The sequence below is a fragment of the Arthrobacter sp. A5 genome (assembly GCF_051131705.1).
GTDB lineage: Bacteria > Actinomycetota > Actinomycetes > Actinomycetales > Micrococcaceae > Arthrobacter_M.
The window spans coordinates 2,278,058-2,298,969 of sequence record NZ_CP180316.1; the positions used below are offsets into that span (position 1 = coordinate 2,278,058).

Genomic DNA, 20,912 nt, shown 5'->3' on the forward strand with positions numbered 1-20,912 from the left:
CCTTCCTTGCGGTGCCCCGGTCTGTGCCCTTCCCTGCGGTGCCCTGCGTCACTGGCTTTAGAAGCCGAGTTTGACCAGTTGCTTCGGGTCACGCTGCCAGTCCTTGGCCACCTTGACGTGCAGGTCGAGGTAAATCCGTGTTCCAAGCAGTGCCTCGATGCCCTTGCGGGCGTTGCTGCCGACTTCCTGCAGCCGGGAGCCTGCCCGGCCAATGATAATGGCCTTCTGCGAAGGACGCTCGACATAGAGGTTCACCCGAACATCCAGGAACTGGTTGTCCTCTGCCCGTCCCTCACGCGGGACGATCTCGTCGACCACCACGGCCAGCGAGTGCGGGAGTTCATCGCGGACCCCTTCCAGCGCAGCCTCCCGAACCAGCTCGGCCACCATGACCGCTACCGGCTCGTCGGTGAGTTCACCGTCCGGGTACAGCGGCGGCGACGGCGGCATGAATCCGGCCAGCACCGTGGAGACGGTGTCCACCTGGAACCCGTCCGCGGCGGAGACCGGAACGACGTCGGCCCAACCGTCTCCGCCCAGCACCTCCCGGCCCAGCTGTGCGACGGCCATCAGCTGTTCGGTCAGGGCCTGCCGGTCGACCAGGTCCGTTTTCGTGACCAACGCTATGATCGGCTTATTTCCGACATTGGCCAACTGCTTGGCAATGAACTTATCTCCCGGTCCGATCTTCTCATTGGCGGGCAGGCAGAAACCGATCGCATCCACCTCCGAAAGTGTCGCCGCGACCAAATCGTTGAGCCGCTGGCCCAGCAGCGTGCGCGGACGGTGCAGCCCGGGGGTGTCCACCAGAATCAGCTGAAAATCCTCCCGGTGCACAATCCCGCGGATCGTGTGCCGGGTGGTCTGCGGTTTGGCCGATGTGATGGCCACCTTCTGCCCGACCAGGGCGTTCGTGAGGGTCGATTTTCCCGCGTTCGGGCGGCCCACCAGGACGGCAAAGCCCGCACGGAATCCGCCGTACTGCTCTTCGGACCCGTCGTGGCCCTTGTTCCTCGGCTTGTTCATGCTTTGCTCCCTGTTGCGCTGTTGTCATCGTCGTGCAGAAGTGGGTCTAAGTCAGTGTCCGCCGGTACGGAGGCCGTGGCAATGATATGGCTGACACGGTTGCGCCGGCCTTCCAAGCGCTCGGCGTAGAGACGGATACCGGAGACTTCGACCTCGCTGCCCACGATCGGGACCCGGCCCAAATGTTTGGCGAGCAGACCGCCGACGGTGTCCACTTCGTCGTCGTCCAAGTCAAGCCCGAAAAGTTCACCCAGGTCATCGACTCCGAGTCTGGCGCTGACGAGGTACCCGCCATCTCCCAGATCATCCACCTCGGGTGTTTCGGAATCATATTCGTCAACAATCTCCCCGACGATCTCCTCGATCAGGTCCTCGAGGGTGACCAGACCGGCCGTGCCGCCGTACTCGTCAACCACGATGGCCACGTGGGTCGACTCGACCTGCAGTTCCTTGAGCAGTTCGCCGACCAGCTTGGAATCGGGCACATAGCGCACTCCGCGGGCGATCGCTTCCACCGGCGGGGCGATTTCCGGTTCGCGGAGCCGGTGCTGGGTGGCGACCACGTCCTTGAGGTACAGGATGCCCAGAATCTGATCGGTGTTCTCGCCGATGACAGGGATCCGGGAGTAGCCCGAGCGCAGAAACAGCGTCATCGCCGCCGCCAGCGAGGATCCCCTGTCGATGCCGACGATGTCGGTCCGCGGCACCATCACCGAGCGGACCACCGTATCACCGAGGTCAAAAACGCTCTGGATCAGTTCCGCTTCGTTGTCCTCAATCATTTCCGAATCGCTCGCGCGGTCAACGAACTCGCGGAATTCTTCCTCGCTGACGAAGGCATCATCGCCAATCGGGGCACCCGGAGCGACGACGTTCCCCAGCCGCACCAGCCAACCCGGCACGGGCCCGAGCAGCCAGCAGAGAAACCGCACCAGTCCGGCGGTGCCGCCCACTACGGCAGCGGAGTGGAGCCGGCCCAGCTGTCGCGGCGACACACCCACCAAGACGAATGCGATGACGGTCATGACCGCCGTGGCAACGAGTCCGGCGAGCCAGATGCTCTCCATCAGGTTCAAAAAGAGAACGGCGACGGCGACCGAGACTGCCATTTCGAAGAAAACGCGCCAGAACCGCAGCGCATTCATGTGCGCCACCGGGGCGGCGAGAATTTTCCGCAGCGAACCGCCGCGGCTGTGCGCCGCTACGGTTTCCGCATCGTGCCGGGGGAAATAGTTAAAGGCCGCATCCGCCGCGGTCAGCACGGCCGCGAAGGTCAGAAAAACAAGTCCCATAGCGGTCAACGCCAGGGTGATCACTGCATGGTCTCCCGCGGGGCTTCCTTGCCCAGAAAGCCGGCGAGGAGATCACGCTGCAGCGCGAACATTTCTTCCTTCTCCTCCGGCTCGGCATGGTCGTAACCGAGCAGATGCAGCACGCCGTGGGTGGTCAACAGCAGCAGCTCCTCCGCCGTGGAGTGGCCCGCGCTCGTTGCCTGCTCCGCAGCGACCTGCGGGCAGATCACAATGTCGCCCAGCAGACCCGCGGGTGCCGGCCGGTCGGGGGTGCCCGGGCGCAGCTCATCCATCGGGAAGGACAGCACATCGGTTGGCCCGGGTTCATCCATCCACTCGATGTGCAGCTTCTCCATGGCCTCCGTGTCGGCCAGAATGATGGACAGCTCGGCCTGCGGATGCACGTACAGCCGTTCCAGGACGAACCGTGCCAGCCGGACCAGTTCGGTCTCCTGCACGGAGACTCCTGATTCGTTGTTGACCTCGATGCTCATGCCCGCCCGTTCCTGGTGTGCGCGTTATCAGTAAATCCGCTATTGTTCCGGCCGCCCCCGCTGGAGCTGTGAAGCCGCTGCGTATCATCCCACCGGCTGTAGGCCCGGACGATGTCGCCGACCAACTTGTGCCGCACCACGTCCGCGGCATCAAGGATGGAGAAATGCACGTCGTCAATGCCAGTCAGGATCTGTTCCACTATGCGCAGTCCGGAGCTGGCGCCGGCGGGAAGATCCACCTGGGTCACGTCTCCGGTCACCACCATCTTCGAGCCGAACCCCAGCCGGGTCAGGAACATCTTCATCTGTTCCGGGGTCGTGTTCTGCGCTTCGTCCAGAATGATGAACGCATCGTTGAGCGTCCGCCCGCGCATATAGGCCAAGGGTGCCACCTCGATGGTTCCGGCAGCCATCAGGCGTGGAATGGATTCCGGATCCATCATCTCGTGCAGTGCGTCATACAACGGACGCAGATAAGGATCGATCTTGTCGCTGAGCGTGCCCGGCAGGAATCCCAGGCGTTCACCCGCCTCAACGGCCGGCCTGGTGAGGATGATCCGGTTGACCTCTTTTTGCTGCAGGGCCTGGACCGCCTTGGCCATGGCCAAGTACGTCTTGCCCGTTCCAGCCGGGCCGATGCCAAAAACCACGGTGTTGGCGTCGATGGCGTCCACATAGTTCTTCTGATTCAGCGTCTTTGGCCGGATGGTACGCCCGCGGCTGGAGAGAATATTATAGGTCAGCACATCCACGGCCGAAGCGGCCGGTTGTGCATGCAGCATGGTGACCAACTGCTCCAGCACAGCCGGCGTCACCGTCGTCCGGCGTTCCACCAGACCACGGACCTCTTCGAAGAGCCGCATGATCCGCGGCACGTCCGCCTCCGGACCGGAAATTGAGAGTTCATTGCCGCGCACATGGAAATTCAGTGTCGGGTAGCTGGCCTCGACGAACCGCAGCGCCTCATCGTGTGTTCCCAAGGACTGCACCATCTGTTCCGGGGAGTCAAAGGAGATGACTTCGGTGCGGGTTCCGTCCACCGAATGCGGAAACGAGACGACGGGGGCCCAGGGCCGTGACGGGCTGCTGTCTGCTGCTGAATCTGTCATATCGAAAGGCCACGTCCGGCCTGGAATCTCTCCTTGATTGTCTGCGCCGTGTCCGCTGACATGGCCTACCTGACATCTTACGGCAACAGTGCTTTCGAGGACCTGCGGAGGACCGGGGCAGTGCCGGCACGGGGTCACAGCCGGCACGCAGGTCGTATCGGACCGATCTCGAAAGGGTTTCGATACGGTTTCAGTTCCGCCGGATACCGCGCAGTTGATGGTTGGGCGACATCCGCTGTGTAAGGGTGGAATATGTGCCCGGAGACGCCGGGATCCCGGCCGGCCACAGGCGGAGAGGACACCCGAAATCAGAAATCCGCCGACAGCTGCGTCCATTGAGCGGACAGCTGCGCCCACCAGTCTGCCCGCAGCCGTGAAGTTTTCGCGCCGCCTCATCTTCGGCGTCCGCTGGTGCCCGGCAGCCCTTGGCCTTTGCGCCGCTTTGGTCCTGACAGGCTGCAGTCCCTCCAGCTCCCCGGCACCAGCCAACAGTACGATGCCTGCTTCCGCCGGGAGCTCCGCCACGTCCGGCGTGACCGGTGCCCCGCTTGAAACAGCCCAAACGTCGACCAAGCTCCCTGTCTACTGGCTCGGCCATAGCGGCGCCGGAATCTACCTCTACCGTGAGTTCCTAACCATGACGGGCGACGGCGACCCGATCGAGGCCGCGCTGCTCACCATGACCAGCGAAAAACCGCTGGACGGCGACTACTTCACTCCATGGAAGAAGCCTTCCAGGCTCGGCGCAGCCATTTCGGCGAAGAACATCATCACCGTCGACATCTCCTCCGACGCCTTCAGCACCAACGTGGACGAAGGAATTGCCCGGCGTGCCCTCGCTCAACTCGTGTATACCGCTACGGCCGCCGCGGCGAATGCGGGTCTGATCGTCGCGAACCAGCCGGTGCACGTTTCACTGTTGGTCGACGGCCATACCGATTACCTGGCCTTCGGAAAGATCAAACTGGATCAGCCGCTGGTGCGGGACAGCGGCTTCGTCGCCCCGGTGTGGGTCATCGATCCCCAGGAGGGCACGGATCTTGGCGCCCCGTTCAAGGTCAGTGGCCAAGGTATCTCCGCCTCGGGAACATTGGTGTGGCAGTTGCTCAAGGTGTCACCGGAGGGCCAGAAGTCTGTGTTTCTCTCGGGCAGCACCATCATCGGCACCGGGCCCGGCCAGCTTGGCCCATTTGAATTCAGCGTTCAGCCTCCGGCCGGATCCTATGAGCTCAGGGTCTACAGCGGCGACCCAGCTGATCCGGCAGATCAGGCCGGCGTCGACAGCAAGCTCATCAAAGTCAGCTAGCCTCATTAAGGTCATCTAGTGGGCATTTTCGTTGGTTCGTCGGGGGTTTAGGTCCAGGCGGTTGGGCGGCGGGGTAGTGCTTGCATGCGGTTGCGAGGGCGTCTTATGCGGTACCGGCGGTATCACCGGCGGGCAGGTAGGGATCCTGATAGTCCTGGTGGCTGGCCCCGTGGCGATGCTGCCGCCCCGCGAACGCTCAATATTGGGCCGGAACGTGGCCGGACATGGGCGGACCCTGACGATGCCGCACCCGTTATGGACCAGCACATGGGGTCTAGCAGCTGCGCTGATCTTTTTGCTGGTGCGCCCGGAGCCTCCCGAATGCTGAATCAGGTGCGCTGGTCCAGAACGGGTGCCGTCGCGATGACCGGGGTGCCGCAGCGGGTGCCCCGGTCCGAAACCGGTGCCAGCGCGGTTGGGCGGCCCGGGATCTGGCAGTGGTGCTTCCCCTTTCGGGAGGGTGTTGCCGCCATGGACCGGATAATTTTCAAGGCGCCCCTGCCGGGGGGCTGAAATCTGCTCCTGTCCGCAAGGAGCAGATGGAAATTTCCATGCTGCTGGCGTGCGCCAGTCACATCGGACGGGTGCAGCGGGTGCTGGACTTCGCCGACGGACTCTCCGGGTCGCCCGGCGGATCGCTCAGCCGCGCCCACCTGCACACGGTCGGTTCCCCGCACCGGAACTCCAGCACGAGGTCCGCGACGATCAGGGCCGCGCTGGTTACATGGACTTCTACTGGAAAGAGTTTACTTTGGGGACTCTTGGCGTTTCGTGGTGAATTTGACGCCTGGATCAAATACCTCCATGACGAATACCCGGCGGGAGGCTTGCCGGCGGATGCTCTGCGGAAGGAGAAAATCCGCGAAGACCGCATCCGGGACACGGGACCGCGGGTCGTGAGGTGGGTGTGGGATCCAGTCAATAACCCAGAAGTCCTGCGGCGAAAGCTGTTACAGGCCGGGCTTCGCGTCCTCTGAAGCGCACCATGCCACATTTTGCCGGGCAAATGGACGGTTGCCGTGGAAATTTCCACGGCAACCGTCCATTTAACCGGCCTTTGAGTAACCGGCATTCGAGTGACTGACAATTAAGCGGCTGAACCGGGCATCTGCCCCATCCCGGCAAGAAACCTCCGGAGCAGGCGCCAGCTACCTCCGCACGGGCAGAGTCGTCGGCCTGAAGGCCGGCCGCGTCGCTTCGAACGCGGTGATGTCCCGGTGATGTCCGCTTCGTGGCCCAGCGTCAGCCCGATATCGTCCGGGCCCGTCAGCAACCGCCGGCGCGTGTAGTCGTCGATGGCAAGCGGCGCCATCACGGAGCCGCGGTGCACGGTCCTGGAAATACACCCGCCAGCGGCCTCACCAAGTACCTGCAACGCCTGAGCAAACACGAACAGGGACCGCAGCATAACCCCCGACGAACCAACGAAAATACTCATTAGCGCTACCAGCGGCCCAGTTCAGCTAGCGCTACCAGCGGCCCAGCTCAGCTAGCGCTACCAGCGGCCCAGCTCAGCTAGCGCTACCAGCGGCCCAGCTCAGCTAGCGCTACCAGCGGCCCAGCTCAACGCTGAGCAGGGCGACGGCGGCGGGGCCGGCTGTGGAGGAGCGCAGCACATGCGGGCCAAGCCGGACCGGCACGGCGCCCGCACCCGTCAGCAGATCCAGTTCCCTGCCGCTGATGCCACCCTCGGGCCCCACAATGATCAAAATTTCGTCATTCGCCGCGGCGTCATCCAGGCCGGGGTCATTCCCGGCTGTGCCACTGGCCGGCATGTCATTGCCCACTGTGTCAATCCCAGCTGTGTCAATGTCAATCCCAGCCCGGGCGCTTCCGCCGGTACGGGCGCGCAGCCGACCCACGGTTCCGCTCAGTGGGTCGGCTGCCCCTTCATGCAGGACCAAGGCAAGAGAGGCTGTCTCGACGCGTTTAAGCAGCCCCGCGGTCTCCACCGCCCCGCAGACATCCGGGATCCAGGCTCGCCGGGCCTGTTTGGCTGCCGCCCTGACGGTACTGCGCCATTTCGCCAGGGATTTTGCCGCCCGCTCGCCCTTCCAGCGGACGATGGAGCGTTCGGACTGCCACGGAATGAAGCCATCGGCACCGAGTTCGGTCGCCGTCTCGATGGCCAGTTCGTCACGGTCGCCCTTGGCGAGCGCCTGGGCGAGGATTAAACGCACAGCAGGGGCAGGCTCCGTGGACACGCGCTCCACCCGGACGCTCAGCTCGCCGGCGCCAGCGACGGTGACAATGCCGGTCACCCGACGTCCGGCTCCATCCACCAGATCCAGCACCTCACCGGGGCCGAGCCGCTTTACGGTGACCGCATGCCTGCCTTCCGGTCCGCCCAGGACAAACACCGAACCAGCAGCCAGCGGGGCCAACTCGGCGGGTCCGGCGAAGAAGATCGGGTTTATCATGCGGAGGCTAGAGGCTTCCGAACTTATCGCGGAGCTTGGAGAACATTCCGCCGCTGGTGACAAGCTTCCCCTCGCTGACCTGCTCGCCGCGCAGCGCGGCGAGCTGGTGGAGCAGCTCCTGCTGGGCGGCGTCTATCCGGCTCGGTGTTTCCACATTTATGTGGACCCGCAGGTCCCCGCGGCCATGACCGCGCAGGTGGGTCACCCCCAGGCCGCGCAGCAGGATAACTTCTCCGGACTGCAGGCCGGCTTTGACGCTGATGGGCTGTTCGCCGTCGTATGTTTCCAGGGTCAGCTCGGTGCCCAGTGCCGCCGCGGTCATCGGAACGCTGAGCGTAGCATGCAGATCATCGCCATCGCGCAGGAACGACGGATCATTATTGACCTTGATTTCCACATACAGATCGCCGGCAGGACCGCCGGCAGGACCGGCTTCACCTTGGGCGCCCAGCTGAATCCGGGTGCCGGTTCCCACCCCGGCCGGGACCTTGATGGTCAACGTGCGGCGGCTGCGGACGCGGCCATCGCCGGCGCATTCGTTGCAGGGATCCAGAATCATTGTGCCGAACCCCTGGCAGGAGCCACAGGGGGCGACGGTCATGACCTGTCCGAGGATGGAGCGCACCGGACGCTGCACCTGGCCGCTGCCGTGGCAGATGTCGCAGGTGGTCGGGTGCGTCCCCGGCTGGCAGCAACCGCCGTTGCACGTGGGGCAGACGACGGCGGTCTCCACTTCGATCTTTTTGTTGACCCCGAAGACGGCGTCGCTGAGATCGATCCGCACATTGATCAACGCATCCTGGCCCCGGCGCGTGCGCGATGCCGGTCCTGCCTGGCTGGACCCGCCAAAGAATGTCTCGAAGATGTCCTGGAAGGCAAAGCCCTGGCCGCCGAAACCGGCCCCGGCGCCGTTATCGGTGCCGTTTTCATTTCCGGTGGTGTCGTAAATGCGGCGCTTCTGCGGATCGGAGAGCACCTCGTAGGCGTGGCTGACGTTCTTGAAGCGTTCCTGGGCGTCGCCCCCCTCGGCCACATCCGGGTGGTATTTGCGGGCCAGTTTGCGGTACGCCTTCTTAATTTCCTCGCCGGTCGCGTCGCGGGAAACACCCAGGGCTTCATAGTGGTTACTCAAGGTCTCTTACTTTCTCTGTGTCTTCTGTCAGACCGGCCCACATCACCTTTCGGTGAAGCGGCCGGGCAAACCTGTCCGGTCAGTCTTAGCTGGCCAAAATCCGCGAAAGATAGCGGGCTACCGCCCGCACCGCCGCCATCGTGTTCGGATAGTCCATCCGCGTGGGACCCAGCACACCGATCTTTGCCAGCGCATCGGGGCCATAACCGGTGGCAACCACGGAGGCCTCCACCAGTGCGTCGTACGGATTTTCACGCCCGATGCTCACGGAAACACCGCGGGCATCCTGCGCCATGTCCGTGAGCAGCCGCAGCATCACAACCTGTTCCTCGAGGGCATCAAGCACGGGGCCGATGCTCAGCGGGAAATCGACGTTGGAGCGGGCCAGATTCGCCGTGCCTGCCATCACGATCCGGTCCTCGCGCGCCGCCACGGCCAACTGCGCCAGTGCCGCGGCCAGCCGCAGCCCGGCCGGCCGGGTTTCCCTTGGCAGACTTGCCGGAACTCCCGCTAGCGTGGCGGGAAGCGCAGCCAGCTCGGTGCCCAGCAGCGCCGTCAGAAACCTGCCACGAAGCTGCGCGAGCGTGGTCTCATCGAGCTGCTGGCCGACGTCGCTTACGCGCTGATCGACCTTTCCGGATGCCAGAATCAGCACGATCAGCACCTGATGCGGCGCCAGCAGGACAAATTCGACGTGCCGCACCGTGGCGGTCGCCGTCCGGGGATACTGCACGACGGCGACCTGGTTCGTCAGCTGCGCCAGCGTCCGCACGGTACGGTCCAAAATTTCATCCAAGTCATCCGAACCGTCCAGCAACGCCTGGATGGCGCGCCGCTCGGCCCCGGAGAGAGGCTTCACCGCCGAAATCTGGTCGACAAAGAGCCGGTAGCCCTTATCGGTGGGAATCCTACCCGAGCTGGTGTGCGGGGCAGTGATCAGGCCCTCCTCTTCCAGCGCAGCCATGTCGTTGCGGATGGTGGCGCTGGAGACCCCCAGGTGATGGCGGTCCACCAGAGCCTTCGAACCAACCGGCTCCCGCGAATGGACGTAGTCCTCGACGATGGCCCGCAGGACTTCCAGCTTGCGCGGTTCACTCATCGGCACACCTCCCGCCCGGTCCGGTTCGATCTGACCGCGCTTCATTCCGCGGCCGGCATTAGCACTCTGCCTGTCCAACTGCTAAGTCTAATACCTTTCCCGCGCGCGGTTGTTAGCATGAGTATTCCGCTATGAGAGGCAGTGCCGTGAGCTATGACCAGTGGGGTCCGCAGGACCTTTCCGCCCCCGTCGGCACCGTGCTGCCGGAGGTTCCGGCCGCCCAAGGACTTGTGCTGGAGGACGTGCAAAGCGGCTGGGTCGGCGCAGTGGTACGGATTGAGAAGTCCGGCGGCATGCACATCGTGGTGCTCGAGGACAGGCGCGGGCGGACCAAGTCATACCAATTGGGCTTCGGCTTCCTGGTGGACGGGCGACCGGTTCAGCTGGTCGCTCCCCGGACGAGCAAGACAGTCACAGCGCAGCGCACCGCCTCCGGTTCAGTCAAGGTCGCCGGTATGCGGGCGCAGGTGGCCCGGGCAAGCCGTATCTGGGTGGAAGGCAAGCATGACGCCGAACTGGTCGAAAAAGTCTGGGGCGACGATCTGCGGGTGGAGGGCATCGTCGTCGAGCCCCTGCACGGAGTTGACGATCTGGCCGGTCTGGTCCGTGACTTCTCCCCCGGCCCAGGACGGCGGCTGGGCATCCTGGTGGACCACCTGGTGCCCAATTCCAAGGAAACCCGGATCGCCGCGGAGGCAATGCGGACCCCGGGTGCCCGGAACAATGTACTCATTGTGGGCCACCCCTACGTGGATGTCTGGCAGGCCATCAGACCACAGGTGCTCGGCATCGGCGCGTGGCCGCAGGTGCCTCGCACGGTCGAATGGAAGGTCGGAATTCTGCAGGCGTTCGGCTGGCCGCATCAAGGACCGGCCGATATTGCGATCGGCTGGCGGCGGTTGCTCGGAAGCGTCCGGAGCTACGCGGATCTCGAACCGGCGCTGCTCGGGCGGGTGGAGGAAGTCATCGATTTCCTGACGGTTCCAGTATCCTAGAGGAAGCGGCCACCAATATTTTGGCCGGCCGGAACGACTTTCAGCGCAGTGCGGAGGAAAAAGCCAGTGGCTAAGACAGCGCGCGGTGACCAAGCCGACAGCACGCAGCCGCCCGTGGGGCGGCAGGAGCGTGCCCAGTACGAGGCTGTGCCGGCGAGTGCTCCCGCACTGACCCCCGTGGAGGACAGGCAGTGGGCGTTCATGGCCCATTGCGGCGGAATTTTGGGTTTCATCCCGTCCCTGATCATATATCTGGTCTTCCGTGAGCGGGGTCCATTTACCGCGCAGGAATCCAAGGAGGCATTGAATTTCACCGTGCCGCCGACGATCGTGGCGGCGGTGGCGAACATCATGGCCGTGCTGCTTGCCGGTGTGGCGCCGCTGGCGGGGACGGTTTTCGCGTTTCTGGCCGTGGGGATCTGGATTTTCCTCACGGTGTATTCCGTTATTGCTGCGGTGCAGGTCAACCGCGGGCAGCCCTACCGCTACCTGTGGAGCCTGCGTCTGATGCACTGAGCCCGGGCGGCCAGTCAGTCCTCAAGCAGCCGGCGCACCACGGCATCGGCCAGCAGCCTGCCTCGCAGCGTCAGCACGAGGTGACCGGCGAAGGCTGCGCGTGGATCGATCAGTTCGTCGGCTATTAGCCGGGCAATCTCGTGCTTGGCGCCCGTCGACAAGGTGTTCACCGCGATCCCGTCGGACAAACGCGTCAGCAGCATGATCCGTTCCATTTCGCGGGTCCCTGCGTCCAGCGTTTCGCGGCCGGCCGCCGGGGACAGTCCAGCAGCCAGCCTCCCGGCGTAGGCCGCGGGGTGTTTGACATTCCACCAACGGACGCCGCCGATATGCGAATGCGCACCGGGCCCTATCCCCCACCAGTCATCTCCGCGCCAATACGCGAGATTGTGCCGGCATGCGTCGTCCGGAGTGCGGGCCCAGTTACTGACTTCGTACCAGGAAAGTCCCGCAGCTTCAAACATTCCATCGGCCAGCGCATACTTCACCGCGTGGTCATCGTCGTCGATGCGGGGAACCTGGCCGCGGCGGATCTGGGCGGCTAGTTTGGTGCCGTCCTCGACGATCAGCGCATAGGCTGAAATGTGGTCCGGCTGGTAGCTCAGCGCCGTCCGCACGGACGTTTCCCAGTCTGCTTCCGATTCTCCCGGGGTGCCGTAAATCAGGTCGACGCTGACCTTGAGTCCGGCGTTCCGGGCCCATTCGATGGACTGCGGTACCCGGCTTGGTGTGTGTGTCCGGTCCAGCACGCGCAGCACATGCGGCACGGCCGACTGCATGCCGAACGAGACCCGGGTGAAGCCGCCGTCGGCAAGTTCCTGCAGGGAATCCGGACTGACCGAATCCGGGTTCGCCTCGGTCGTGATCTCGGCCCCGTCGACGACGCCCCAGGCGGCCACCGCCGCGGCCAAAACAGCCGTCAGGTCCGACGCCGGCAGCAGTGTTGGTGTTCCGCCGCCGAAAAATACCGTGCCCAGCGTGCGTGCCGGCAACCCGGACTCCTCCATCGCGCGGGCGGCGAAGGTCACTTCCGAAGCCGCCGTTGCCGCGTACGCATCCTGGGACGCGCCGCCGCCGAGCTCCGTGGCGGTATAGGTGTTGAAGTCACAGTAGCCGCAGCGCACGGCGCAGAACGGGATGTGCGCGTACAGGCTGAACATGCGCGCCGTGGCGCCGTTCAGCGCCTGCTCCGGCAGAACGCCGTCGGCCGGGGCAGGGCCCCCCAGCGGCAGAGCACTAGGCATGCCGGACCGTCCCGGCAAGCGCGCGGTGCACAAGCGTGCGGCTGGAGTGCACGAAGCTCACTTCCTCGATTTGTCTTTCGATTCGTCCGAGGACAGCGCCGCGATGAAGGCCTCCTGCGGGACCTCGACCCGGCCGACCATCTTCATCCGCTTCTTGCCTTCCTTTTGCTTTTCCAGCAGCTTGCGCTTACGCGTAATATCGCCGCCGTAGCACTTGGCCAGCACGTCCTTGCGGATGGCGCGGATGCTCTCGCGGGCGATGATCCGAGTGCCGATGGCGGCCTGGATGGGCACCTCAAACTGTTGGCGGGGGATGAGCTCGCGCAACTTGCCGGTCATCATGACGCCGTAGGCGTAGGCCTTATCACGGTGCGTGATGGCGCTGAACGCATCCACCTGCTCTCCCTGCAGCAGAATGTCCACCTTGACCAGGTCGGCGACCTGACCGCCGTCGGCCTTCCAATCCAGCGAGCCGTAACCGCGGGTCTTTGACTTGAGCAGGTCGAAGAAATCAAAGACAATTTCCGCCAACGGCAGGCGGTAGCGAATTTCCACCCGGTCCTCGGACAGGTAGTCCATGCCGCCCAACACGCCGCGGCGCTGCTGGCACAGCTCCATGATGGCGCCGATAAACTCGCTCGGGGCCAAAATGGTGGCAGAGACCATCGGCTCACGCACCTCGGCGATTTTTCCGGACGGGTACTCGCTCGGGTTGGTGACCGTGACGACCTTTTTGTCCTCAAGGGTCACCTCGTATTCCACGTTGGGTGCCGTGGAGATGAGGTCCAGGTTGTATTCGCGTTCCAGCCGTTCACGGGTGATTTCCAGATGCAGCAGGCCCAGGAAGCCCACCCGGAAGCCAAAGCCCAGCGCAGCGGAAGTCTCCGGCTCGTACACCAGCGCCGCGTCATTGAGCGTGAACTTATCCAGCGCATCGCGTAGCACCGGATAGTCCGTACCATCCAGCGGGTAGAGGCCCGAAAACACCATCGGCTTCGGGTCCTCGTAGCCGCCCAGGGATTCCGTGGCGGGTTTGGACAAGGTGGTAACGGTGTCCCCGACCTTGGATTGCCGGACGTCCTTCACACCGGTGATCAGGTAGCCAACCTCGCCCACGCCCAGACCCTTGCTTGGGGTGGGTTCCGGGGAACTGACCCCTATTTCCAGCAGCTCATGGGTGGCCCGGGTGGACATCATCTGGATGCGTTCACGCGGGCTGAGGTGTCCATCGACGACGCGGACGTAGGTGACCACGCCACGGTAGGTGTCGTAGACCGAGTCGAAAATCATCGCACGCGCCGGAGCGTTCGGATTCCCCTGCGGGGCCGGCAGCTCGCTCACGATCTTATCCAGCAGCGCTTCAACGCCGACGCCCGTCTTGCCGGAAACCAGCAGCACATCCTCCGCTTTGCCGCCAATAAGGCCGGCCAGCTCCGCCGCGTACTTCTCCGGCTGGGCCGCCGGCAAATCTATCTTGTTCAGCACCGGGATGATGGTCAGGTTATGTTCCATCGCCAGATACAGGTTCGCCAGAGTCTGGGCCTCGATGCCCTGCGCGGCGTCCACCAGCAGAATGGCGCCCTCGCAGGCGGCCAGCGAGCGGGACACCTCATAGGTGAAGTCCACGTGTCCGGGAGTGTCGATCATATTCAGGCAGTAGGCGGTGCCGTCCACTTCCCAGGGCACCCGGACAGCCTGGGACTTGATCGTGATGCCACGCTCGCGCTCGATGTCCATCCGGTCCAGGTATTGGGCCTTCATATTCCGCTGCTCAACCGCGCCGGTGAGCTGAAGCATCCGGTCCGCCAGGGTGGACTTCCCATGGTCGATGTGGGCGATGATGCAGAAGTTCCTGATGATCGCCGGATCGGTCGCGGCGGGCACCGGGGCGGTGCGGGCCATGGGTGACACTGGGGTTCCTCACTGTTGCACGGACTCACGAACCCGGACGTTGTGCCGGGCCGTGCAGGGGTTGTGGCCGCGAGCTGGGCGCCGGACACGCATTCCTACAAGTCTCCCACGTTTGGGTGCCCGGCAAAGAACCGGGGGCCCGCCCGGCGCGCAACCGCCGCGGCGCGCGCGACGCCTGGTTCGCCGTCGTCCGCGGAATCCGCGCTCTCCGCGCCGTACCCCAGCCCTGGGATGCGAAGGTCCGGCCCACCGAAGTGAAGCTGGACCGCATCCTACAGGTCTCCGCGGCCGACATGCGCCGCGAAGGGTCCGTCCTGAATGCGCAGCGTTTTGGCCGGGTTGCCGACGGACTTCGCCGCCGGCACCGCTGGACGTAGTGCGGGCCTTTTCGCCAGAATGCCAGTGGCCATGTGCGCCGGCGAGTGCCACGGCCTCTCGAGTGAGGCCTGTTAATCTCTTGGTCGCCGGTTCGATTCCAGTCCGGGGCACAACATGGCTCTGACCTGCGGTTTTATCTCGCAGGTCAGACCCACTTGGTGCCAACTCCCTTTTAACTCCCCCAATTCGTCTTTAACTCCCCCAATTCGTCAAAATTCTCCTCCAATTTCGCTCCCCCTTTTCAGCATGGCGGACTCCCCCTTTTTGCTTAGGGTTGGCGCCCCTGGAACCAGGACTTCCTGCCGGGATCGGCCTTCGATCGCAGGTCGGGCATGACAGGAGGGGCAACGAAGATTGTTATTCTGCCAGCTGTGGTTCAAGTTCCAAGCCACCCTGAGGATGACCTCGCTTTACCGCACCCCGCATCAGTATGAAATAGGCTATGGCTGATATTACAACGCCAATGGGCCACGCGAACGCTGCGACGATCTGAAGGGCCGGCACCAGCGCCATGATCGCGGTGATGGCTGCGGTCGGGACGAATACTGCGATGGCCTTGGGATTGATTCCCTTCGTGTAGAAGTATTCCCCGGTTTCATCGGAACGGTACAGGTCTTTGATGTTGACGATGCCTCGGCGGATCAGAAAATAGTCAGCGGCGAGAATGCCGAACAGCGGACCAAGAAATGCGCCGAGTCCTCCCAGAAAGTAGTTTACGACAACCGGGTTGGAGTAAAGATTCCACGGCATCACCAGTAGCGCGAGCACTGCGCTGATGATACCGCCGCGGCGGAACGTGATCTTTTTGGGCCAGACGTTGGCCAGATCGTAGGCGGGCGAGACGAAGTTCAGTACCACGTTGACGCCGATGGTTGCGACGATAAACATGAGCGCGCCGACGACGAGGACAAAGGTATTCGGTACCTTAGCCAAGATAAGAGCAGGATCCGTGATGGCCTTACCAAACACGACTACGGTTCCTACTGTCATTGTGATGCTGATTGCGGCGAAGGCGGCGAAATTGACGGGAATTCCCCAGAAATTACCGCGGACGACTGACCTCCCTGATTTGGCAAACCGTGTGAAGTCACAGTAGTTCAACAGCATGGTCGCGTAGGTTGCCACTAGAAGGAAGGCGCCGGTGAACACTCCGCGAAACGCCTCGGGTCCACTCAGCGGGTGAATGGAGAGGTCCATTGGGATGTTCCAGCCCGCCATGGCGAAAAGCCAGAGAGCCATGCCGAGCATTACGGCCCAGACGATGGGGCCGGCCCAGTCCTGAAAGCGGCGAACCGCCTCCATTCCTCGGGTGATGACGAGCAGCTGCAGGACCCACAGGAGCAGGAAGCAGGCCCAACCAAGCAGCGACAGGCCTAGGAAACTTTGGTCCTGCCAATGCTGCAGGCCCGGGTCGATGCGCAGGAGAAGGACTACGACGGCCATCGAAGCCAAATAGGTCTGGATGCCGTACCAGCAAATGGCGATGACCGCACGGACAAGGGCCGGAATGTTAGCACCCCAGATTCCAAAACTGATTCTTGCCAGAACCGGGAATGGCACGCCGGTACGCTGTCCCATCTTCCCAGCCCAGTTCATGCAGACAAAGAGGATTCCGGTGCCGATCAGGATGGCGGCCAGGACCTGCCAGCCGGTAAGACCCATGACGAAAAGACCCGCAACGAAGGTGTAGGTGCCAATGTTGTGGATGGCGGACATCCACACTGCGAAAAAGCTGTACGAGCCCCATTTTCGTTCTTTGGCCGGCGCCAGGTCCTCGTTGTAGAGCCGGCCCGTTGGGTCCAGCGTTGCAAGTGACTCATTGTCGTTATCCATGGTGACTCCCTTGTCAATCAGTGTTGGACGGTGATTTTTGTTAGGCATTGACGGCAGCGGCTATTTCTGGCCGGTGTTGGACCTGATTTGCAAATCCGAAACGCCGCACGAATTGGCCAACGGGTCCAGGGTCGTGGAAGCCGTTTTCATCGATGACTACGCGGCCTGCCGAGACTACGATCTGTGGCCATCCGCGCAGTTCCATGGCGTCGAATGGGGAGAAATCGGTTCCCATGTGCAGCTTGTCGCCTTCGACGGTCCGTGATTCTGTCGGGTCAAGAAGGACCAGATCGGCGTCATTTCCCGTGGCGACTGCTCCCTTGCCCGGAATGCCATTGATACGGGCCGGACCGGCTGAGAATACTTCGACAAATCTTTCGGCGCCGTCTCCGTTTTCCTTCACCATGGTGGTGAATGCAACGGGAAGTCTGGTCTCCACCCCGGGCAGGCCGTGAGGCATCTGGCGGATGTCGTCGCTTTTCTCGCGCTTCTGGCGTAAGTCGTAGCAAGAATGATCCGAGGCAATTGTGTGCACTGCACCTGCGAGCATTCTGCCTTGTACCGCCCGCACAGTCTCACGGCTTCGCATGGGTGGACAACAGGCGTACCACTCGGGGAAATGTCCCGCGTAAACAGTATCGTCCAACGTCAGATAATGGGGGCAGGTCTCTGAGAATGCCATCAACCCGCGGGAGCGTGCCTCAGTGACCAGGTCTACGGCTCCCGGCGTGGATTGGTGCACGAAATACACCGGAGCGCCGGTGTATTCGGCCATTGCAAGTGTTTCCTTGACGGAAAGCTCTTCAGCCAGTTCAGGTCTTGTCTGGTGCAAGTGTCGAATACCGATCTCACCGGCAGCGGCGTGCTGCTCGGTGCAGTCGATGATGATGGAGTCATGCTCTGCGTGGATGTAGGTCAATCCGTCCAGTCGGACCATTTCCCGCATGACCCGCAGAATAGTGTCGTTGTTTGCCATCGTGGTTCCACGGTTGGTGGCGTACATTTTCACGGAACGGATCCCCAAAGCCGCCATTTCCTCCAGCTGTGACGGTACGCTCTCGTCCCAGCTCACCACCGACCCATGCAGCGCGACGTCGCAGCGAGAATCACGGGACAGTCCTATTTTGTTACGTGCAGCCTGAAGGGGTGTTTCCGAAGAATCTCGTGGAATTCCGAAGTCCATGATTGTCGTGGTCCCGCCCCAGAGGGCCGCGGTGGAAGTCATCTTATAATCGTCCAGAGTCCGGAATTGCCCCGTTACCTGAGCAACATGACAATGACCGTCGATGCCGCCCGGAATGAGAAGTCGCCCCCTCGCATTGATGGTTCGAACCGCAGGCGGCGCTGGTTGATCGGCGTCCAACACGGCGGACACATGTCTGCCACGGACCACTACATGAGACCTGCGGCGGCCATCGGCGTTGACCACAGTAGCGTCTGCAATCACCAGATCTGCTAATTCATCCATTGCTTCTCCTGTTTTTGGGTACACAAATCCCGCGACCTCTACTCGATCAGTACCGGCCGATGCAGTTCGTGTGCGGATGGGGTGGGATTAGTGGGTTTGGTAATATTGCTTGCGATATTTCTGAATATGTTCGTATGACACAAGTGCAGCGTGTTTTGGGTCGCCGGTGGCGATCGCTTCGAAAAGGCGCCGGTGCTCCTGAATCAACTCGGGAAGATCAGAGGCATGACGGAAAAGCCAATGCATACGACCCTGGAGAGGCTCAAGGGCGGCTCGGAGAAAGTCATTGGCCGCAATGCTGGTGATGGCGTCATGGAATTCGTTGTTGGCATTTTGTGCTTCAAGAATTGATCCCTGTTCAAGTCCGAGATCGGCTTGGTCAAGGAGACCGCCAAGGTACGCGAGATCCTCCGGCGTCGCTCTAGCTGAGGCAAGCTCACAGGCAAGAACCTCCAGTGCCTGTCGAACATCGAACACATCCGCAACCTCTTCCGGACTGAGGCTGCTCACCACAATGCCTCGTGAGTTGGGCTTCTCACTCACCAGCCCCTCCTGGCGAAGCATACGCAAGGCCTCCCGAATCGGGAGCCTGGAGACATTGAACTCGTCGGCCAGATCGCGCTCGACCAGCCGGGTGCCTGGAACGTAGTGCCCCTCAAAAATTCTGGCCCGAATGGTGTCACGAACACTTTCACGCAGCGGACGATCGTCGCTTTTCGTTGTGCTCTCGCTCACTTGATCCTCCTTACAACTTTCATCGGCGGATAAGGCGCTCTCGTCAGGGGAACACTCATTGTGGCCCGCGTGCCCGCATGGATCCCCAAGACTTTGTCTTGGATACCTGCAGTCCTGCCCGAAGGAGGTCCAGGTCAAACCGGCAATTTATGGGATCCCATCATGGGATCCCGTCTTGGGATCCCATAAATTATTATGATAGAGGTCACGTTTGCACGTCAAGCACTTGTCGAAAAAAAAGTTGGAGGCCTCATCGTGGCCACGCTGTTTCCAGCTGGGCAGGGCCCACCTAACCTCTCATTCAAGCCCTCGCCTCTGCTGGCCTCCTCTTGGAGTTTCGGCTGGGCCACATCCGCGCCGCCTGATGGCCGCCATCCATAGCAGCCCTGCCGGACGATATTCGTGGATTCGTGGATTCGTGGATTCGTGGATTCGTGGATACGGGGATACGGGGATACGGGGAGACGGGTAGCGGCTCGTACTGGCGCAAAGACGAGCCCGTTTTTCAGATCCACGTGGGCAGGCTTGAGGCACTGGTGGCCATCAACTCACGCGGACTCCCCGTTTACTCCCCCTTTTCAACCAAAAATAACCATCCCAACCGAAATTTCAACGGGCTTAAAGCCACCCCAAATCCGCGGAAATACGCGGATTTCAGAAGCCGACAACACCTCCCAAAACTCAGCCGGTCAGATCCTCTTGGTCGCTGGTTCGATTCCAGTCCGGGGCACAAGAATACGGCTCTGACCTGCGGTTATGTTCCGCCAGGGACGGGCGATGAGGGGTCAATCCACGCTTTACTCACGTTTTTGAACGAAAAGTTGCTCACGTTGAAGGATGGTATTTGGCCAAGACAAGTCCAATTTGCGCTCACGTTCTTCGCCTCCCGGACGCAAAAGTCCCGAGATTCCGTGATTTTCACATGGCCGGACGTCATGTGCTGAAGCTTACAAAAATTGATCCTCCGAGCGCCCTACTCGCGGAATTCGCCAGTGTGGAGACAAGTCGAACGACTTTAACGACTTCAACGACTTCAACGACTTCAACGGCGAGGGTTTTCGTGACTCGGACGCAGGGGGATCCGTTGCCCCTGACCTCCCAGTGTGCGCCGGAAATGTTGCGGGTGAGGACATCTCCATAGAATATGCCGATTGGACACGCAAGCCCTGCCAGCTCATCTACGTCGACGGCACTGTTGATCAGGTTGTCGATCGCCCCAGTATTAACCCTGCTCGGCCCGCCAGGCGAAGAAGAAAAGTGTCAGCGTCATCAACAGCACCACGACGCCGCGGAACCACACGCAAACCCCACCGGCGTGCCGCGGACCTCAAGGACCAGGGCAATGACAATGGCGCTCAGCCCCACCAGGACTTGCAAGCCGAGGATCCAATTCACCCAGCGGAAGGTCCGGCGTGTGCGCGGATGCGCCCGCATGGATTCCTCCATCACGTAGTGGCCGTTACGCCCGCCGCCCAGCTTGTCGATGTCCAGTCCGAACACTTTCAGGGGTCTCATGGGAACAGCGTAGCGGGCCGGTCGTTGCCGGTCAGGCATGCCCCGCTGTGGCTACCTGGCCATGCAGGGGCTGACGGGCACGAGCCCGACGGCGTTGCGTCGGTGGATTTTCCCGGGTGCCCGGTCAAAGCCCTTCGCATCGAGGCTGTTGCCCAGGGGTAGGCGGCCAGGGCCTGGTGTACAGCTCGTTGAGCCGGGCGCTGGAAAATTCGCCTCGGGTGCCGTCGGTGAACGTGATGGCGATGGACATATTGGTGGGGAAGTGCCGGCCCACGTGAATGAAGCCGTCCTGGTCCCGCCGGAGGTTGAGCATGCGGTTGCCGCCTTGTCGTGAGGGAACCCCTTCGTGAGGGAACCCCCTTCGTGAGGGAACCCCCTTCATGAGGGAACCTCCAGTCTGCCCTATTTGGTTCCAGACAGGTTCGCCACCGGCTGGCCC

At 62.4% G+C, this 20,912-nt stretch carries 20 protein-coding genes and 2 pseudogenes; 6 read left to right on the forward strand and 16 right to left on the reverse strand.

Annotated elements, in window-relative coordinates:
• Nucleotides 1-57: 57 nt before the first annotated feature.
• From era to ACLLJI_RS10710, 4 genes and pseudogenes are all read right to left on the reverse strand, one after another.
• Entirely contained in the window at nucleotides 58-1,026 is a 969-nt protein-coding gene (gene era / locus ACLLJI_RS10695) for a GTPase Era (protein WP_283561342.1), read from the reverse strand.
• Nucleotides 1,013-2,342 (reverse strand): annotated as a pseudogene (locus ACLLJI_RS10700) (hemolysin family protein); the annotation flags it as partial. The gene era and the pseudogene ACLLJI_RS10700, both read right to left, overlap by 14 nt.
• Nucleotides 2,339-2,812, reverse strand: coding sequence for an rRNA maturation RNase YbeY (gene ybeY, locus ACLLJI_RS10705; protein WP_434612170.1), 474 nt, complete (start codon nucleotides 2,810-2,812; stop codon nucleotides 2,339-2,341). The gene ybeY and the pseudogene ACLLJI_RS10700, both read right to left, overlap by 4 nt.
• The gene (locus ACLLJI_RS10710; RefSeq protein ID WP_434612172.1) at nucleotides 2,809-3,921 is read right to left on the reverse strand and encodes a PhoH family protein; all 1,113 of its coding nucleotides are present in this window, start codon (nucleotides 3,919-3,921) and stop codon (nucleotides 2,809-2,811) included. The genes ybeY and ACLLJI_RS10710 overlap by 4 nt, the downstream gene beginning before the upstream one ends.
• Nucleotides 3,922-4,417: 496 nt before the next feature.
• Here ACLLJI_RS10710 and ACLLJI_RS10715 point away from each other — a divergent pair, with 496 nt between their 5' ends.
• From ACLLJI_RS10715 to ACLLJI_RS10725, 3 genes are all read left to right on the forward strand, one after another.
• The gene (locus ACLLJI_RS10715) at nucleotides 4,418-5,227 is read left to right on the forward strand and encodes a Gmad2 immunoglobulin-like domain-containing protein (RefSeq protein WP_434612174.1); all 810 of its coding nucleotides are present in this window, start codon (nucleotides 4,418-4,420) and stop codon (nucleotides 5,225-5,227) included.
• A 321-nt stretch (nucleotides 5,228-5,548) separates the two neighbouring features.
• The gene (locus ACLLJI_RS10720) at nucleotides 5,549-5,740 is read left to right on the forward strand and encodes a hypothetical protein (RefSeq protein WP_434612176.1); all 192 of its coding nucleotides are present in this window, start codon (nucleotides 5,549-5,551) and stop codon (nucleotides 5,738-5,740) included.
• Between the two features lie 26 nt (nucleotides 5,741-5,766).
• A complete protein-coding gene (locus tag ACLLJI_RS10725) occupies nucleotides 5,767-6,204 on the forward strand; it encodes a hypothetical protein (protein ID WP_434612178.1) in 438 nt (145 codons plus the stop codon).
• A 171-nt stretch (nucleotides 6,205-6,375) separates the two neighbouring features.
• On the opposite strand, the pseudogene ACLLJI_RS10730 reads toward ACLLJI_RS10725, so the two are convergent.
• The 4 genes and pseudogenes from ACLLJI_RS10730 to hrcA form a co-directional block, all read right to left on the reverse strand.
• Nucleotides 6,376-6,569: pseudogene (locus tag ACLLJI_RS10730) on the reverse strand (3-isopropylmalate dehydratase small subunit); the annotation flags it as partial.
• 205 nt (nucleotides 6,570-6,774) lie between these two features.
• The gene (locus ACLLJI_RS10735) at nucleotides 6,775-7,647 is read right to left on the reverse strand and encodes a 16S rRNA (uracil(1498)-N(3))-methyltransferase (RefSeq protein WP_434612180.1); all 873 of its coding nucleotides are present in this window, start codon (nucleotides 7,645-7,647) and stop codon (nucleotides 6,775-6,777) included.
• Nucleotides 7,648-7,654: 7 nt separating this feature from the next.
• Complete coding sequence (dnaJ, locus tag ACLLJI_RS10740; protein ID WP_283562267.1) at nucleotides 7,655-8,779, reverse strand: molecular chaperone DnaJ; 1,125 nt, start codon at nucleotides 8,777-8,779, stop codon at nucleotides 7,655-7,657.
• 85 nt (nucleotides 8,780-8,864) lie between these two features.
• A complete protein-coding gene (gene hrcA / locus ACLLJI_RS10745; RefSeq protein WP_434621422.1) occupies nucleotides 8,865-9,923 on the reverse strand; it encodes a heat-inducible transcriptional repressor HrcA in 1,059 nt (352 codons plus the stop codon).
• Between the two features lie 101 nt (nucleotides 9,924-10,024).
• Here hrcA and ACLLJI_RS10750 point away from each other — a divergent pair, with 101 nt between their 5' ends.
• Together ACLLJI_RS10750 and ACLLJI_RS10755 are read left to right on the forward strand one after the other, a co-directional pair.
• Nucleotides 10,025-10,873, forward strand: coding sequence for a DUF3097 domain-containing protein (locus ACLLJI_RS10750; RefSeq protein WP_434612182.1), 849 nt, complete (start codon nucleotides 10,025-10,027; stop codon nucleotides 10,871-10,873).
• A 66-nt stretch (nucleotides 10,874-10,939) separates the two neighbouring features.
• A complete protein-coding gene (locus tag ACLLJI_RS10755; RefSeq protein ID WP_434612184.1) occupies nucleotides 10,940-11,389 on the forward strand; it encodes a DUF4870 domain-containing protein in 450 nt (149 codons plus the stop codon).
• A gap of 14 nt (nucleotides 11,390-11,403) precedes the next feature.
• On the opposite strand, the gene hemW is transcribed toward ACLLJI_RS10755, so the two are convergent.
• Both hemW and lepA read right to left on the reverse strand, forming a co-directional pair.
• Nucleotides 11,404-12,633, reverse strand: a complete 1,230-nt coding sequence (hemW, locus tag ACLLJI_RS10760) for a radical SAM family heme chaperone HemW (protein WP_434612186.1) — start codon at nucleotides 12,631-12,633, stop codon at nucleotides 11,404-11,406.
• Nucleotides 12,634-12,690: 57 nt separating this feature from the next.
• A complete protein-coding gene (lepA, locus tag ACLLJI_RS10765) occupies nucleotides 12,691-14,544 on the reverse strand; it encodes a translation elongation factor 4 (RefSeq protein WP_434612189.1) in 1,854 nt (617 codons plus the stop codon).
• Nucleotides 14,545-14,660: 116 nt separating this feature from the next.
• Between lepA and ACLLJI_RS10770 the strand changes: the two genes are divergently transcribed.
• Nucleotides 14,661-14,921, forward strand: coding sequence for a hypothetical protein (locus tag ACLLJI_RS10770; RefSeq protein WP_434612191.1), 261 nt, complete (start codon nucleotides 14,661-14,663; stop codon nucleotides 14,919-14,921).
• 358 nt (nucleotides 14,922-15,279) lie between these two features.
• Here the strand turns inward: ACLLJI_RS10770 and ACLLJI_RS10775 are convergent, their stop codons facing one another.
• The 6 genes from ACLLJI_RS10775 to ACLLJI_RS10800 all read right to left on the reverse strand — a co-directional run bounded on the left by ACLLJI_RS10775 (nucleotide 15,280) and on the right by ACLLJI_RS10800 (nucleotide 20,786).
• The gene (locus ACLLJI_RS10775; RefSeq protein ID WP_434612193.1) at nucleotides 15,280-16,755 is read right to left on the reverse strand and encodes an NCS1 family nucleobase:cation symporter-1; all 1,476 of its coding nucleotides are present in this window, start codon (nucleotides 16,753-16,755) and stop codon (nucleotides 15,280-15,282) included.
• 40 nt (nucleotides 16,756-16,795) lie between these two features.
• On the reverse strand, nucleotides 16,796-18,223 hold the full coding sequence (locus ACLLJI_RS10780; protein WP_434612195.1) for an amidohydrolase family protein: 1,428 nt from the start codon (nucleotides 18,221-18,223) through the stop codon (nucleotides 16,796-16,798).
• Nucleotides 18,224-18,310: 87 nt separating this feature from the next.
• Nucleotides 18,311-18,958, reverse strand: coding sequence for a GntR family transcriptional regulator (locus ACLLJI_RS10785; RefSeq protein ID WP_434612197.1), 648 nt, complete (start codon nucleotides 18,956-18,958; stop codon nucleotides 18,311-18,313).
• Nucleotides 18,959-19,891: 933 nt separating this feature from the next.
• Nucleotides 19,892-20,170: a DUF6278 family protein gene (locus ACLLJI_RS10790; RefSeq protein WP_434621425.1), complete on the reverse strand. Its 279-nt coding sequence runs from the start codon at nucleotides 20,168-20,170 to the stop codon at nucleotides 19,892-19,894.
• A gap of 57 nt (nucleotides 20,171-20,227) precedes the next feature.
• Nucleotides 20,228-20,473, reverse strand: a complete 246-nt coding sequence (locus ACLLJI_RS10795) for a hypothetical protein (RefSeq protein ID WP_434612199.1) — start codon at nucleotides 20,471-20,473, stop codon at nucleotides 20,228-20,230.
• Between the two features lie 124 nt (nucleotides 20,474-20,597).
• Nucleotides 20,598-20,786, reverse strand: a complete 189-nt coding sequence (locus tag ACLLJI_RS10800; RefSeq protein WP_434612201.1) for a hypothetical protein — start codon at nucleotides 20,784-20,786, stop codon at nucleotides 20,598-20,600.
• Nucleotides 20,787-20,912 lie beyond the last annotated feature (126 nt).